This window comes from Parabacteroides sp. 52, assembly GCF_010500925.1.
Classification (GTDB): Bacteria; Bacteroidota; Bacteroidia; order Bacteroidales; family Tannerellaceae; genus QVMG01.
In genome coordinates, this window is record NZ_QVMG01000004.1 from 84,688 (window position 1) to 101,572 (window position 16,885).

The window sequence follows — 16,885 nt, forward strand, 5'->3', positions numbered from 1 at the left end:
CCCTAAACACTTATCACTCATAAAATATGCTGCGTCGTGATTTTATAATGGTTCAGATTGAGGAGTTAGGCAAAATAATTGCGCAACTGATCGCGCAACGAAACAACAATGCCGCCCGTCATATTCCCGTACAGATACAAACAGTCTATGACTCCCTCAAACTGGATAAGGAGTTTTTACTGACTGCTGCTCCCCAAGATATCCGTAACTTCCTGGATCAGGAAGACAGTGGAGGGACATTGCGTATGGAAATAGCAATCAAAGGATTGATCGAAGAAAGTTTTTACGTCGAGCCTGCTGAGCGAAAGAAACTTTTACTTCGGGCAAAAGAATTACTGGAATATCTGCAAGCAACCGATCATACTTTTTCGTTCGAACGCATCAATCAGCTGAATGAAATAGAAGAATGGCTGCATGAGATCTAATCACTTTCAGATCTCATCCGGCCAGGGCACAGCTTTTCCCGTTGCCTTGAATGATGGACGTTGAGCTTCTCTGATACGTAATTCTTCTCCTAATAACCGGGAAAGCTGAATGGCTCGTTCAGGCTCTTTTTCTATCAGATTTTCTTTCTCCCCTATATCCGTAGGAATGTGAAAAAGTTCCTTCTTTCCTGTTTCATAATAATAGATCAATTTCCAATCGTCTTGCCGGATCGTGCAGGAAGGGCCGATACCGGGACCGGTATTTCCCCATAGATTCGGGAAGTTCCATATCAGACTACGTCCGGCGGAAGGGTTACCCGTTTGCGTTAATAAAGGTACGAAGCTGATACCATCCGTTGTTTGTACGGTTTGATAATCACTAACTCCGGCCATTTCCAGGATCGTTGGAAAGAAATCTTCGATCAACAGGTATTTATCAGATTTACTTCCAGCCTTAACCTTTGCGGGCCAACTGACAATCATCGGTTCGCGGATTCCTCCTTCATACGCCGAGCCTTTGCCGCTATTGAGCGGCGCATTCTGTGTATGCAACGCACCGTCTCTCCATGCGGCGGTAGACGAGAGACCCCCATTATCCGACATAAAGAGCAGAATAGTGTTATCCGCCAGTTTATTTTCCTCCAGGTAATCCATCAGGTCGCCCAGGCTTTTGTCCATTCCTTCGATCAACGAGGCATAAGCGGCTTCTTTTTCCGTCAGTCCTTTTTCGATATACTTCGGGAAGAAACGCATATCCTTATCGATAGGGATATGAATGGCATAATGCGAGAGATAAAGGAAGAACGGCTGTTCGTATTGTTGCGCTTTGTCGAGCGCTTTACAAGCTTCCCGTGTCAATACTTCGGTAACGAATATATCTTCTCCCCAATAGGCTTCCAGGCCGGGGATTGCAAACCGGGGATTCGCTTTACCATCGGTCCGGTTTCCGAAATTCGCCTCACCCAGGTAACTGGCTAATCCGCCACCGGCATGCCCGGCGATATTCACTTCAAAACCGAAGTGATGGGGATTCTCTCCCGGTGTATCAACCGCTCCCCAATGGGCTTTCCCGCAGTGGATCGTATGAAACCCGTTGTCTTTCAGTAATTGCGGAAGCGAAGTCACCTGCGTGGTACGAGGGATGCCTCCGACTTGTGCCAGTCCGTTTACATTCCATGCGGGGAAGAGAAGCGTTTCGCTCTCCAGGTCGGTCGATCCGTTCTTGGGATAAGTCCAGTTGGTCACCCGGTGGCGTGCGGCATTCATGCCGGTCAACAAACTGCACCGGCTGGGCGAACTCACACTCGATGCATAGGCTTGTGTAAATAGCATGCCTTGCTTTGCCAGCCGTTCCATATTCGGAGTTTCATATATCTCGTTATAAGCGGTTTGCTCCGTCCAGAAAGGAAGGGATGTATCCTGCCATCCCATATCGTCCACCAGGAAAACAATGATATTGGGACGGTTGTCCTTTTTCTCATTTTCCTGTGCAAAAACACACTGGAAAGGGACCGCCAGAAGCGGAAGTAGGAGTGTTTTATTCATCGTATTTATATGTCTGAGGTATTGTGTAAATTGGCATCAAATGTATAAAAAACAAAGGACTACTTTGCATTTTGTATGCAGAAGTAATCCTTTATTGAGTTCTAATCCATAGTAAAACTTCCCCACCAATCGGCATTGGGTCGGTAGTGGTTATCGAGCATTTCCATTCGTTGCTTCTCCAGTCTTTCTTTTACCTGGGTTTGCTGTTTTTGTTTGTAGGCTCTTTCCTGAACCGGGTCGTATTGCGGATCGGGCACCGGATAACGGGCATCGACATCGGTCAACCATACGGCCAGTTTCTTACCGAGATACTCCACTTTGTCGGGATATTGGGCATTGAGCGGTTCCGCTTCAGACGGATCGATACGCAGATTGTATAATTCGTCTCTGTTGTCCTCGTAATAATGGATGAGTTTCCAGTCGCCGTCACGGATTACCGAAGAAGGTTCCCCGCCTTGGTTTCCATAATGTGGATAATGCCAGTACAAAGCACGTGGAGCAATCGTTTGTCCTTCGACTAATAGCGGTCGGATCGATACGCCGTCGACATGCTGTTCAGGCAATAAAGGTAATCCGGCCATATCAAGAAAAGTAGGAAAAAAGTCGGCGCCCGTCACCGGCACATCACATGTTGACCCCGGCTCTTTGCATCCGGGATACTGCATCAACAACGGCACCCGGAAACCACCTTCCCATTGCCGGCCTTTCCCACCACGCAAAGGCAGGTTGCTCGTTGCGTAGGCATCACCCGAAGAGACGCCACCGTTATCGCTGGTGAAGACAATGATCGTATTTTTATCCAACCCGAGTTCTTCGAGTTTGTTTAATACCAACCCTACTGCATCGTCCATCTGACGGATCAGTCCGGCATATACCGGATTGTCCTGGTGTTGACGCACGGCAAGGGTGCGATCTACAACGAAACCTTCATCCGCCACCCCGTTTTCAACGGCTTTATTGCGGAAATAACGCCAGTTCTGTTCGTTTGTTTCCAAAGGAGCATGCACGGCATAAAAAGAGAGGTAAGCGAAGAACGGTTGTTTCTTATTGCGTTTCGCATGAGTTTCAATAAAAGAGGCTGTTTCAGCAGCCAATCGGATCGATAGGTTTTCCCCTTGTGGCCCGTCATTCATTTTCGGATTCTTATAAGGAGAAAAATAGCCTCCCGGAGGAGAGCCGGCATCGTGTCCGCCGATATTGATATCGAACCCATGATCTTCGGGAGACGATCCTTCGCCTCCCAGATGCCATTTGCCAGCCATAAAGGTTTTGTACCCCTGCTCACGCAAGGCTTCCGGCAGCGTGATATCTTCCAAGGCCAGTTGACGGGCATATGCAGCGGGTAAAAGTTTCGAGTGACGCCCATTGCGCCGCCAGTTTTCTCCCGTAGCCTCTCCGATCCAGTTGGTTATGCCGTGTCGTGCGGTATATTTACCTGTCATAATACTCGCCCGGGAAGGGCTCGACACCTGACAGGCAGCATATCCTTGGGTGAAGTTTACTCCTTTTTGCGCGATACGATCGATATTGGGCGACTCATAATAGTTACTTCCGGTACAAGACAGATCGCGCCATCCCAGATCATCGGCCAGGATAAACAGGATATTCGGCTGCTTATCCCTGGCTGCAACCGATGATAGGGCAGCCAGGGAAAGACCAAGTACTAATGATGTTCTTTTCATACACTTTTTTTAGGGTTTGAGAGTTCCCGGAAGTTCCAGGAGCTTTGCGGGATCATTGCCAGCCGGGGTTTTGTTTCAATTCAGGGTTCAAGGACAATTCGCGCAACGGCAAGGGGAAGAGATAATGCTTTGCCGGGTCGAAAGAACGGGAACTACCGGATTGCACAATGATATAACCTTCTTCATCCAGGTTAATATCCTTTCCGGGAATCATTCCCGAATACGCATCCCGGTCGAACTTCGCACCCAAAATAGCCTGAGGCAGTTCGGTTTCCGCCGTTTTCCAACGAATAATATCGTCGTAGCGCAGACATTCGCTGGCCAGCTCCACTCTTCTTTCCCGGCGGATCTCTTCGCGCATACTCAAGCCATTTGCATTGACAAAAGCATTGGTTAATGCCGGCAATTTATCCGGATGATTGGCAAAACGATTACGCAACGCGTTTACGGATATATCCAGGTCGGCATCCGAAATTTTGTCTTCCAGTTCATAAGTCGCTTCCGCATAGATCAATAATACTTCCGCATAACGGATCAGGATCTCATCGATACGCGATTGCATATTGGTGTAGGAATCTTCATCACCGTATTTCTTGAACATATATCCGGTACGTGTCTGGTTCGCCAGGTTCGGCAGGAAGGGAGACCCCATAAAAGAATCACCGGGTTTCCACAGGGTAAGTGCCATACGCGGGTCACGATTCTCAAACTCTTTCCCTGCCGGAAGATATTCCACCGAATAAGATGATTTTCCTACCGGCAGACCATCCTTGCACAAGAATGCATCGGCCAGGACCTTTGTAGGTTCCTGTTTGAAGTCGACAATCACCCCACGGATCCGGCTGTTATAGGTATTTGCTTCTTCCGAATAGCGGTAAGAGAGAATATGCTCTTTGGAATCTTCTCCCGGAAGCAAGAACAGGTTTCTATAATCCGCATACAATCCGTATTCATTGGAGTCGATCAATCGTTTAGCAGCCTCTTTTGCTTTCTGTAGGTAAAGAGCCGTGTTTCCCTGTCCGTGAAATTTATAGTAAGTACCGTAATACAGACATACCCGTGCCATAAAAGCCTGCACAACACCTTTGTTGATACGTCCCACATCCGTAGATAACTTACTCTTCAATGGGATATGCTTCTCCGCAAACTCAAGGTCTTCAACCATTTTTTCCAGAATCATGTCCTTATTGTCGCTGGGGGCATAGAGCTCAGGTGAATCGAGGTCCAAGGTCTCCGTTATATAAGGGACATTTCCAAAACGTTTAATCAGGTTGAAATAATTGTAAGCACGGAAGAAACGGGCTTCACCGGCATAACGGTTCTTGATGGCATCACTTACCTGTGCCTGCTCATAATTCTTCAGGAAATCATTCGTTATACGAATAACCGCATACGAATCCGACCAGATCGCATCGCTGTTGGAAGGGGTTAATGTACCCGAGCTCACATGGTTCCCTACGTTGGCAAAGCAATCGGCCGACTGGATATCCAGGTCCCAGGAACGATTCATCTTATTGTAGCAAAAGTTAACTGCCATGCGCAGGTCTTTTTCTGTGTTCCAGAAAGAAGAAGGCGACAGGCTGGTCAGTGGTTCGCGATCGAGAAATCCGCTGCATCCGTTGACAGACAAGATAAGAGCCAGGATGCCGGCATATAGTATATTTTCTTTTTTCATGATTGTTGTGATTTAGAATGTTACGTTAATACCTAAAGAATACTTCCGGGTCATCGGATACATATATCCGTCAACGCTGTTGAGTTCCGGATCGAAGTATTTGAACAATTTGCTGAATTCACATACATTGTCTCCACTGACATAGAAACGTACCCGTTCCATCAGTATTTTGCGTGTAATGGCTTGTGGCAGGGTGTATCCGATCTGGAGATTCTTCAAACGGATATACGCTCCATTCTGGATCCAGTGATCCGATATATGTGTATTATGTCCGTTGCCGGCATAATGGCGGGGCAACAGGGCATTGGGGTTTTCCGGTGTCCAATAATCGGTATGGAATGTATACGAATAGTTCCCCCATGTATCCTGGAACGGAGCCATCACATGACGGCTCAGGTAATAGTTCCGTTTGCCTACTCCTTGTATCAACATAGACACATCGAAGTTCTTCCATGTCATGCCCAGGTTCAAGCCGAAGACGAAACGCGGGGTAGTGGTTCCCAGGTATTTCAGGTCGTTGGGTGCCGAGATCTTTCCATCACCATCCTGGTCGATGTATTTGATATCTCCTATGCCTACTACCGAGCGGTTGATGACAGCCGAATTATTTACTTCTTCTTGCGTGGTGAAATAACCATCCGTTTCGTATCCGAAGATCGAACCGAGTGAGTAGCCTTGTGTCTTTTGGTTCACACCTGCCACGAAGTCGACATAATCTTTTCCGTAATCCACCAGTACGTCTTTCTGATCCGAAAGATTGAAACGGGCCGTATAGGAAAAATCTTTATTGATCCGATCCTGCCAGCCAATCGACAAATCCCATCCTTTGACTTCCAATTCTCCGTAGTTTCCGGTTGGCACGGTGATACCGATAGCTGAAGGGATTTCAATATTTACCAACATATCTTTATTCTTCTTGATAAAGTACTCGGCCGTTACATTCAGGCGGTTATCAAGGAATCCCATATCGGCAGCGATATTGGTATACACTACGGTTTCCCAGGTACGGGTTTCGGAAGGCAGATTCGTCATACGCGCCCACTGTGCCAATTCGTTGCCAAAAGGATAATACCCCGCGATGTTATATTGAGGGATATGATCGTATAAACCTAAACCGTTCTGGTTCCCCAATTCTCCGTAAGAAGCTCTCAGTTTTAAGTTTGAAAAGATTTTCTGTTCTTTCATAAAGGCTTCCTCCGTAACTCTCCAGCCGACAGATGCTGAAGGGAAGAATCCCCATTTGTGCTTCTTTGAGAAACGGGAAGAACCGTCGGCACGGAAATTGAATTCCAACAGATATTTAGAGGCAAACGCATAGTTGATCCGCATAAATCCGGAGAGCAGTGCCCATTCTTCCTCTTTTACATCGTTGGTCCATCCTTCCGTGGCGCCTAATTTCATGGACGGTAGTTCGTTCCCTATTATATTCAAACGAGAAGCCTGCAAGTCTTCATATGCCTGATGCTCAGCAGACCATCCACCCAGGGCATTGATCTCGTGTTCTTTGATCTTTACGTTATAATCAGCCAGTAACTGTCCGGTCAGGTAACGGGTGTTTGCATTCGTTTGTTTGATGTTATTCGGTCCGGACTGTCCCGCGGCCATCGATCTTAATCCGTCGGGACCATATTTACCATATTCCCGTCGCCATTCTTTCTTGAGATTTGTAATATAAGTAGCCCCTCCGACAGCTTTCAATGTTAAGCCTTTGATCGGTTTATAGCTCAATGTGAAGACTCCATCCAGGCGTTGTATCTTTTCTTCTCCTTTACCGCCTTCCTGAAGAGCCTGGATCGGGTTCGCTTGCATACGGTAACGGGAATAGTTTCCGTTCGGATCGTACACCGGCATATTCGGTCCGGCCTGGATAAAGGTGATATAAGGAATTGTCCAGCTACCGAAATGCGGATGGTATTGTTTTTTGGAATTGCTGAAAGAGACACGCGAATCCAGGTTCATCTTTTCCGGAATCAGAACCAGGTCCAGGTTTGAACGCAGATTGAATAAATCGAAATTGTCCGGTCCGTATTCTGCGAAGAAACCATTTTGATCCAGCCAGTTTCCCGAGATCAGATAATTCACATTCTTTGCTGCTCTTGAGATCGAAAGGTTATGATTTTGTTGTGTCTGATGATCCATCATCGTACTGATCCAGTCCATCTCTCCGGTATAAATCCAATCGTTTCCGCTGGGAAGAGCCAATGTGTTGGGATCTTTGATCGCGTCAATGGCGTTTTGTGGGAAAAGAACTGTCAGTCCCGCATTCTCGAATGCCGTATTGGAAAGCGTTGCGTGCTCCAAGGCGGTGGTACTTTGCGGAATACGGGTAGGTGTGTTGTAAGAGAAATTACCGGAGTATTCGATTTTTACTTTATCGGTACTTCCTTTCTTTGTGGTAATCAGGATAACTCCTTCCGCAGCACGGGCTCCGTAGATAGCAGCCGAAGCGGCATCTTTCAATACCGAGATCGATTCGATATCTTGCGGGTTGACCCGGTTGATATTACCCGGCATGCCGTCGATAATCACCAAGGCACCGGCTGAATTGACCGAAGTGGCGCCCCGGATCTGGAAAGAGGAGGCGTTTCCGGGTGCTCCGTCACTCGATTGCACGGTCAAACCAGCCACGGTACCCTGCAAAGCATCGGTAACGCTTCGGATCGGACGGTTTTCCAGAATATCCCCTTTCACCGTTTCAACCGAACCTGTGAGGTTCACTTTCTTCTGTGTTCCGTAACCGACAACAACCACTTCTTCCAATGCCTGTGCATCTTCTTCCAGGAATATCTGATAAACCTGTTGCTGTTGTTCCACGCGAATCAACTGGGGTTTGTAGCCAATGTAAGAGATATTCAATACATCTCCTACCGACACACTTAGTGAAAACTCTCCGTCGTAGTTCGTCACTGTTCCGTTGGTGGTTCCTTCCACAACGACAGAGGCACCGGTTACCGGCTCATTCAAAGCCTTGTCTGTAACGGTTCCTTTGATTGTATGCTGCTGCGCATATAGATAAGCCATAGGCGCTAACAACAGAATGAGTAATAATGTGATCTTTTGCTTCATCCTTTTTAGTTTTAAGGTGTAAATAATAAGGTGGATTACAAGGTCAAAAGTAAGTGCTTGGAAGAAGAAGCCTAGCTGCCTTTTTCGTCATTCATCCTTGTATAACAGATCATTTCGCCATGAAGAAAAAGACAGGCTATGGTTTTCATTCACGGATGTTAGGGTTTTTATTCATTTTACAGACAAGGTTTTCGAATTAACACATACTTTGTCTATTCGCTCTGTTTTTCTTTTTACCTTTACCTCATACATAAGGAAATTGCCACAGATTCTGCGCCATGAGAATGTTCTATTTTAGTTTGTTGTTATTCATCGGATTCATATCCGATATCTATGCTTTTTTTGAAAAGGATATCCGCATACTCACCATGCAAAACGGATTGGCTGACAACAGGGTTGCCTGTGTACATAAAGACCAGAATGGCTTTATGTGGTTTGGCACTGATAACGGATTAAGCCGGTATGACGGAAAAAACATAAAGAACTTCCAGATTCCCGGATACTATCTGCAAGTAAGCCATATCCGTGAAACATCGAACGATCTCTTATGGCTTATCAGCTCCGACAGTATTGTTTGTTTCGACCGACAGATGGAAAATTTTGTCCCGGTTGTTCATCCGGAGTCTGTCCGGGATATTTTATTTCCGAAAGACGGTTCGGCCTGGACTTTCACCCCACAGGCTTTATACCAACATACCATTCGTTATGAAAAAGACGTCAAAGGAAACCTGATTTCCATTTGTTTGGATCAGACTCAAAAGGTGCTGGATCTGACTGAAGAAGAAGCTCCGTTCAATGCTTTCTGTTCTTCACCCCAAGGAGATATCTATCTGAGTACAAACAGGGGACAAGTCTTTATTGTAAATGCGACTGATCGGAAACTAATGTTTAAAAGTTCGATTTACAAAACCCTGAACACCTCCCGTCTGCTTTATCACAACGGACTTCTCTGGTTTGCCAACAATAGGCAGGGAGTAGTCCTTTATGATCCGGAAACAAACAGCTTCCGACAGTATAATTATGTGGCCCAGGACAGGTGTCCGGTTGTTTCGCATACCGATATTTATCAGATTGTTCCGATTAACGAAGGGCGTTATGTGGCGGTTTCATGGAATGGATATACGGTGTTCACACCGGATGGGAACGATCGACTGTCATTTACGACAACAGTATATAATAATACAGCCTCGGAAGTTCACCGGAATATAGAGAACCGGATGATTTCGGCCTATTATGATCCTTCGGGTGTTTTGTGGGTTGGAACATCAGGGGGTGGCGTACTGGCTTCGGATTTGCGTCTGCAGTTTTATCAGAAGTTCTATCAAGATACGCATAATGAGATCGGAGGAATCATAAAAGACAAAGAAGGTTTTCTCTGGCTGGCAACCTACCATCAGGGCATTATGAAGAGTGAGAAACCTTTTCATCCACAGGAAAAATTATCTTTTCAACCGGCATATGTATTACCCTCGTCTCCTTTCATCTGTGCCTGCGAAGATCAGGAAGGTGATTTATGGTTCGGGGGACATGACGGAGTTTTGGTCTATTACAAACAAAAAGAAAAGAAGTTTGTTCGAATACCGATACGCCTGGATCACAATACTTTTTATAAAGGCTTGGTCGCTAAGATTTTTGCAGACAAAGAAAACCGGTTATGGCTCGGGACAAGCCAAGGTTTATTATTGTATGAAAAAGAGACAGGCAAAGTGACCCGCTACAAAGGCAATTTCGGACAAATATACACCCTTGCGGAAAGTGCCGGGCATCTATGGATCGGATCGACTAAAGGATTACAAAAATTCAACCTGACAGATAGAACAATCACGCAGACCGGATACGAAGAAAAGGCCGGATTGGAAGTGCGAACGATCCGCTCCTTATTGGCTTCTACAGAAAACAAACTATACATCGGATATTCAGGCGGATTCGGAGTGATGGATATAGCTTCCGACTCAATTAGTTATTTCTACACCACCCGGGAAGGGTTGAGTAATAACTCCGTAGGTTGCATAATGGAAGATGGCAACGGAGATATCTGGTTGGGCAATAATTCATCCATCTCCCGTTATAGCCGCCACCAAAAACTGTTTTACAACTATTATGTTTCCGGGAATAATTGTTCCGTTTTATGGTACGACAGCTATCTGTTCTGGGGCAATAATATGAACCTGACTTACTTCGAGCCTATACAGGTGAAGCATCATATGCACACGATCGACCAGGTGAAGATCACTCAGATAGAAGTCGATAATAAACCGGTCGGTATCGGTGAGAAAATAAACGGTCAGACTATTCTCAAAGAAGGGGTTCCTTATACCAAAACATTGACATTGAATCAGCAAAACAATCAATTCAGTCTCTCCTTCAGTAATCTTACCTTCTCGGAAGAATTACAGAAGTATATGTACCGGCTCCTGCCACTGCAATCGGAATGGATTGTTGTCGACGAAGGCGAAAGAGCTTCTTTCACCAATCTGGCGAAAGGGAACTATCTTTTCGAGGTGAAAAGTATTTTCCCCGATGGTTCCAGTGGCGAAGTGACCACATTAGCCATCACCTTATTGCCGCACTGGTATGAGACTGTCACCTTCCGGTTTCTTGTTTTTTTATTCTTGTCAGCCTGTGTCTATCTGTTGTATTGGTGGTTGAAAAAGAAACAGGAAAGAATAGCACAGGAAGAAAAATTGAAACACGAACTGGTTGTTGCCAATCTGGAACGAGAGAAAGAAAAACAGATACATCAAGAACGTGAGAATTTCTTCACCAATGTCTCGCATGAATTAAGAACGCCTTTAACCTTAATCCTTTCCCCTCTTCAGGAACTGATACAGGGCAAGGCCGACCCTACCGAGATACAGGAAAAACTATCACTGATATACGGAAACGCAAAGTCCTTGAGTTCGCTCACCGACCAACTATTATACGTACAGAAAATAGAGGCCGGCATGGTACAATTACATATTTCCTATGCCGATATTGTGCAATTAGTGCGTAAGATTTTCAATTCCTTTAATCAATTAGCCACCATAAAAAACATTGATTACCAATTTATTCACCAACCGGATGAATTAAGGTTATGGGTGGATGTGTCCAAAATACAATCGGCCCTCCGGAATCTATTGTCGAACGCATTCAAATACACCTCTCCTCAAGACCAAATCCGGATCGTATTGAAACAGCAAACAGTCGACAACAACAGCTATTGTACGATCGAAGTGATCGATACCGGAATCGGGATAGATGAGGAATTACAAAAGAGAGTATTCGACTCTTTTATCACCGGCAAAGCCGATCCTTCCATGTCGACCAAGGTAGGCATTGGTTTGCGTATTGTAAAAAACACGATGGATCTGCATCATGGCAAAGTATTACTGGAAAGCAATCCGGGAGAAGGCACTAAATTTATTCTTTTTATTCCGGAGGGAAAACAACACTTTGCCGAAGACAAATATGAGTTGGAAGAAGAAAAAGATACTGCAGAAAATATAAACGTAACGTATCTTTCTTTGGAACAGACAGAACAACCGAAGAAAAAGAGTGGCAAACAGATCTTGATTATTGAAGACAATGATGAAATGAGGCAATATATCCGCAGTCTCTTTGGGAAAGAATATATTGTGTTGGAAGCCACAGACGGGCAGCAAGGTCTGGATAAAGCGATTGAAGAAGAGCCCGATCTTATTATCTCCGACATCATGATGCCGGTAAAAGATGGGTTTACCTGCTGTGAAGAGTTGAAATCACAGCTAAAAACAGCCCATATACCTATCATCCTATTGACCGCCAAGGCCGAAGATGCCGATCTGTTGAAAAGTATGCGGATCGGTGTTGACGATTATCTGATGAAACCTTTTAACCCGGAAGTATTAAAGATTAAAGTCGAAAACCTGATTAGAAACCGGGAAGAGCTTAAGCGTATTTACACCCGGACATTATTGACGGTTCAGAATGAACCGGATGAAGAGGATGAAAAGAGTCTTTTTATGCAAAAAGTGATTACGCTTATAGAACTCAACCTGACCCATCCGGACTTTAACGCCAAATCGCTCGCGGAGAAACTGAATTGCAGTCAACCTACCTTATACCGAAAAATAAAGTTACACACCGGATTGTCTATCATTGAAGTAATCCGAAGTATCCGCATGAGTAAAGCTGCTTCCTATCTTATGGAAAGAAAATATTCAGTCCAAGAAGTATGCGAGATGGTTGGGTATAACGATATGAACACCTTCCGGAAATTTTTTAACAAACAGTTTGGGGTTTCTCCTTCGCGATATGTGGAATAATAGGTTGTCGAAAATGTTGAAGTAAAAGCTTTTGTGGAAATTTCTGACCTCATATTTGAGGTAAAACCCATTCCAAAGAACAGAGGCCATCTCAAAATAAATTTGAGATGGCCTCTGTATCATGTTATTTGGGGGTTTACTTCATATTCAGATTCTTATCCACTAAAATAACATCTGTTATTTTTAAGGAAAACTTTAGTTTCTTTTTTGCTTTCATCTTTATGATGAATAAATCTTCTGTTCCTTCAAGAGATTCTTTTTTGCCTGTATTAACAAACGTAGGATATAAAGCTTTTACACCGTTAGAATGAAGCCGATCTTTTGTTAAATCGTTCATGGTTTTCATATTCAGAGCCTCTATACCTGTGTATTCATAATCTTGAGGATTATATGTAAGGGCAAAGCTAAGCGCATTTACTGAACATAGATCAGCACCTTTTACGGTGATTTCAACAATATCTCCTTCGTTGTAATTTTGTTTCGACGCAGCTATATGAAGTTTACCCGAAAGTTCTTTTATTGCCGAGCGGCTAACACCGTCTTCTAGCTGAGTTGTAACAACAGAAATATCATAAGCATCAATTAATCCGTTCTGATTTAAGTCACCTGCACTTACATAATCAAAATCCGAGTCGATCCTTCTTAAACCTGTATAATTCATATAAGACATCAGGTCATTTTCGTCTACTTTTCCATCATTATTGATATCACCAGGAAGATAGCTTTCTGTACCTGGAACTTTGAATATGTACATCTCTTTACCGGAGCCAAAGTTACCAACCGTTTTAGTAATTGACATTTTAATATAACGTGCAGTAGGCTGTTCTGTAAAAGTAAAGATCTTTATTTCATCGTTCTTTTCCCATTTGAAAGAATCTACAACAACCCAATTGTTTTTATCCATACTATAAGAAATAGTACCTTCTAAAAGTGTTCCGTTGCTAGCACCTTCACGAGGTAAATAATGGAATTTGTCTAATTTATTAATTGTTTTTAGGTCAATAACAATATCGCTCGGAACAGCTATTGTATCGTATTTAGTATGCCATAGGTTTCCTTCGTCAAAGTCGAACATTTTAGAAATACTGGAAGATCTGCTCTGACTTGGAATAGTAGAAGTAGCAACAATTCCATGAATAGCAAATTCTAATGGATTGGATTTTGTTGTAACTCCAAACTCAGACCAATCAGAATGTCCGTCTTTGTTTACCGAACGAATTTGGAATGTATAAGTTGTCTCGGCTTCTAATCCGTCGAATAATAGTTCCGTATCTTTAATTGTCGAGTATCGCATTCCGTTGAAATCAATCTCGTAATAATCTGCATTATTTACAGCGTCCCAAGTAGCAACCACAGTATAAGCTTCTGTATTCTCTTCTGTAACGGAGGCGTTAGGGGCTGTTAAAGCACCTGTTGACTTCTTATGAGTATCTGTAGGAGCGAAGACAAATCCTTCAACTGTTAAAGTCGTTTGATTGGAAGTTATATCAGTCGAGGCAAGTTTAACCCAGATTTGAGGATTCTTCGTAATAACTTCTTTCTCAAATTTGCTTCCGGGAGTTGCAAATCGATTGAGGTTTGGAGCCGTATTGTAAAAATAGACATTACTTCCTTTATTAAAGTCAGCCAATGATTTTACTTCCGTTAGTTTGATCTTACTTTTCCCTACTTTTGCAGATAACTTCTTTGGCTTGGCAGTAACATTCACTCTAAACTCTGTCGATTTATTTTTAACAAAACCGTCGAAATCGCCTCTTGTGGGATAAATAGTTATAATAGCATCCCCCTTTTTATTTACATCAGACTCTATTAAGGTAGTAGTTGCCCTATTGAACCGATACTCTTCGGTCAAACCATCGTCGTCATATTCCGTAAAAGAAGATTTCCCCGAAGGATAAAGTTCATATATACGATTTGTATTATCTATCTGATCTACATTATTATTTGAATTAACCATTGGGATGATAGCTCCTGCCTTTACAAACACAGGAAGTTTCCACAGGGGAGAGTCGTAATTATTTAGAATACGATTGCCTTCGTATTTTTCTCCTGAGAAATAATCAATCCAAACACCTTCGGGAAGATAAATGCCGTTGCGTATGTCATTCCCAAGAGTATCTATTTTTGTTTCTTGATAAATAGGGGCAACCAAAAAGTAAGGGCCGTATAAGAATTGATATTGAGTTGCCTTACTATAAGTATACGGATTAGGATATTCTAAGAACATAGCCCTGATCATTGGCAAACCATCGACCGATTCTCTAGCTATGGAATAGGCATAAGGCATGAGCTCTGATTTCATTTTCAAGTACCAACGATTGATAGAAGTAGCCGGTTCACCTAAAGCATGAGGGTATTTCTCGTTAGAACCCCATCCGTCCATATTCAACTCCATGGGTGTAAATGTTTTCCATTGGAAATCGCGCGTGTTAACTGTCAGGTTTTTTCCACCGAAAATACCGTCCATATCGGAAGTAATATTCGGCTGGCCGGATAATCCGGATCCTAAATAAGTAGGAATATGAAAACGGATATACTCCCATTGTCCGCCTGTCTGGTCGCCCGACCAAATAGCTGCATAACGTTGGGTTCCCGCCCAACCATCAAGAGAGATAATAAAAGGACGCGCATTATTTCCGTAGTAAGTCATTACTTGAGAAGCGTCGGCAATACCGTTTAGGCCAAAAGAATATCCCGGACCGACCCAGGCAACGTCTGTTTTCAATACTCTTACTCCTGCATCGCGAACTTCTTTCACAATATCGCGTTGAAGAAGAGCTTCAATTTCAGGTTTAGGATGAAGATCTGACTGAGTCCACAAACCAATCTTAACGCCTTTTGCTTCGGCATAATCACCTAGGCTTTTCAGGTTTTGAATATTACCGTCTAAAGTACCTGTTTGTCCGTAGCCAGCACCATAACCATCGTTTGGAAGAAGCCAGCCTAAAGGCATATCATGCCTGTTATACCTATCAATTACAGCACGTGCAGAGAATTGATAATTCTCAGGAGTTCCGTTTAAAGACTCTTTTACGCCACCGTTGTCCTTTTGACTTTCTTTGTATCGCTTGTTATCTTCAAATAAAATACCTTTTTCATCTTCTACCCAGTAATCGCGGTTATATGCATTAAGGTGACCTTGATAAAAACCGAACTTAGGTATTAATACAGGGTTTCCTGTCAACTGAAAAAAATCATTTAATAGAGGAACAGCTCCTTCGTTTATCATAAAGAAAACATCTAAATAAGTTGTCTCGTGATAAAGAGTAACTAAACCTTTTTCCTTGGCTCCAAAGTCGTAAATCCCTTTTTTGAAAGTATACCACATAACACCGTAACCGTTGGTCGACCAATAGAAAGGGGTTGGAGAAGCAACGCCACCGTCAGTCCAACTGTTCTGATTCTCAATGGAAATAGCTTTACCTTTGTGTGAGAAACGACCGTTCTGAACGCCGCCGCCGTAGAAATATTCTTGTGGATTTTCTTTAAGATATACTGTTGTTCTTTCTTCACCAAACTCTATCGGTTGAACGCTTTCGAAGGCTACAGTATTTGTTTTCGTATTTTTCACCTCAAAAAGAGTTGTTCTTTTATTTAATCTTACTTCTACTTTATTCGTTTTAATGATTACGAAATTACTATCATCTACCAAATCTAAAGAAGAAACCGTCTTACGTGGGTTGTCCAGTAATATCTGAGCTTTGGGGGTCGCTTCGGGATCTTTAATGATTCCTCCGTTATTGTCTTGAAAGACACGGAAAATATTATCTCCGTAAAAGTCGAACGTCATTCTCTGATTCTCGGAAAATAGGACCTCTACAGTAGTAGGGTTAATCACTTTTGCGCTAACGATATGTTTGCTTTCCTGAGCTATTATAACGGCAGGGAAGAAAAGCAAAAAAAGTAAAATTATTGAATTTCTCATGTTGTTAATCTATTTAATTGTCTTTTTTATTAGCCTGGCTCGACATGGGGTTTTATTTGTGCATGCAAATTTAACCAATTATCTTGAATAATATTCTAATGATTTTTAATTAGTTGCTGTGTTTGGTTGGATGTTTATTTTTATCCACCGGATGTTTGTTTTTGTCTAATCAATACTTTGGGCGTTTAGAGGCTTGTTTTCTGCTTTTGTTCTTCTTTCCTGTTTATCTGAATTTGAAAAAAGCTTAGACAATATTGGATGCTATCCTACGGACTAAGTGG

Annotated in this window: 7 protein-coding genes; 2 read left to right on the forward strand and 5 right to left on the reverse strand. The window is 43.3% G+C overall.

Going from position 1 to position 16,885, the window contains the following annotated elements; all coding sequences use genetic code 11:
- Positions 1-26 precede the first annotated feature (26 nt).
- Positions 27-425, forward strand: a complete 399-nt coding sequence (locus tag D0T51_RS04430; RefSeq protein ID WP_163725733.1) for a hypothetical protein — start codon at positions 27-29, stop codon at positions 423-425.
- A gap of 6 nt (positions 426-431) precedes the next feature.
- Here the strand turns inward: D0T51_RS04430 and D0T51_RS04435 are convergent, their stop codons facing one another.
- The 4 genes from D0T51_RS04435 to D0T51_RS04450 all read right to left on the reverse strand — a co-directional run bounded on the left by D0T51_RS04435 (position 432) and on the right by D0T51_RS04450 (position 8,348).
- Entirely contained in the window at positions 432-1,970 is a 1,539-nt protein-coding gene (locus D0T51_RS04435) for a sulfatase (protein ID WP_163725735.1), read from the reverse strand.
- A gap of 101 nt (positions 1,971-2,071) precedes the next feature.
- Positions 2,072-3,652 carry a sulfatase gene (locus tag D0T51_RS04440; RefSeq protein ID WP_163725738.1) on the reverse strand — a complete coding sequence of 527 codons (1,581 nt, stop codon included), beginning with the start codon at positions 3,650-3,652 and terminating at the stop codon, positions 2,072-2,074.
- Between the two features lie 52 nt (positions 3,653-3,704).
- Positions 3,705-5,327: a RagB/SusD family nutrient uptake outer membrane protein gene (locus D0T51_RS04445; protein ID WP_163725741.1), complete on the reverse strand. Its 1,623-nt coding sequence runs from the start codon at positions 5,325-5,327 to the stop codon at positions 3,705-3,707.
- A gap of 12 nt (positions 5,328-5,339) precedes the next feature.
- On the reverse strand, positions 5,340-8,348 hold the full coding sequence (locus D0T51_RS04450; protein WP_306439044.1) for a TonB-dependent receptor: 3,009 nt from the start codon (positions 8,346-8,348) through the stop codon (positions 5,340-5,342).
- A 323-nt stretch (positions 8,349-8,671) separates the two neighbouring features.
- Between D0T51_RS04450 and D0T51_RS04455 the strand changes: the two genes are divergently transcribed.
- Positions 8,672-12,679, forward strand: coding sequence for a two-component regulator propeller domain-containing protein (locus D0T51_RS04455; protein ID WP_163725745.1), 4,008 nt, complete (start codon positions 8,672-8,674; stop codon positions 12,677-12,679).
- Positions 12,680-12,815: 136 nt separating this feature from the next.
- Here D0T51_RS04455 and D0T51_RS04460 read toward each other — a convergent pair whose 3' ends face one another.
- Positions 12,816-16,604 carry a TIM-barrel domain-containing protein gene (locus D0T51_RS04460; RefSeq protein ID WP_163725747.1) on the reverse strand — a complete coding sequence of 1,263 codons (3,789 nt, stop codon included), beginning with the start codon at positions 16,602-16,604 and terminating at the stop codon, positions 12,816-12,818.
- Between the last annotated feature and the right edge of the window lie 281 nt (positions 16,605-16,885).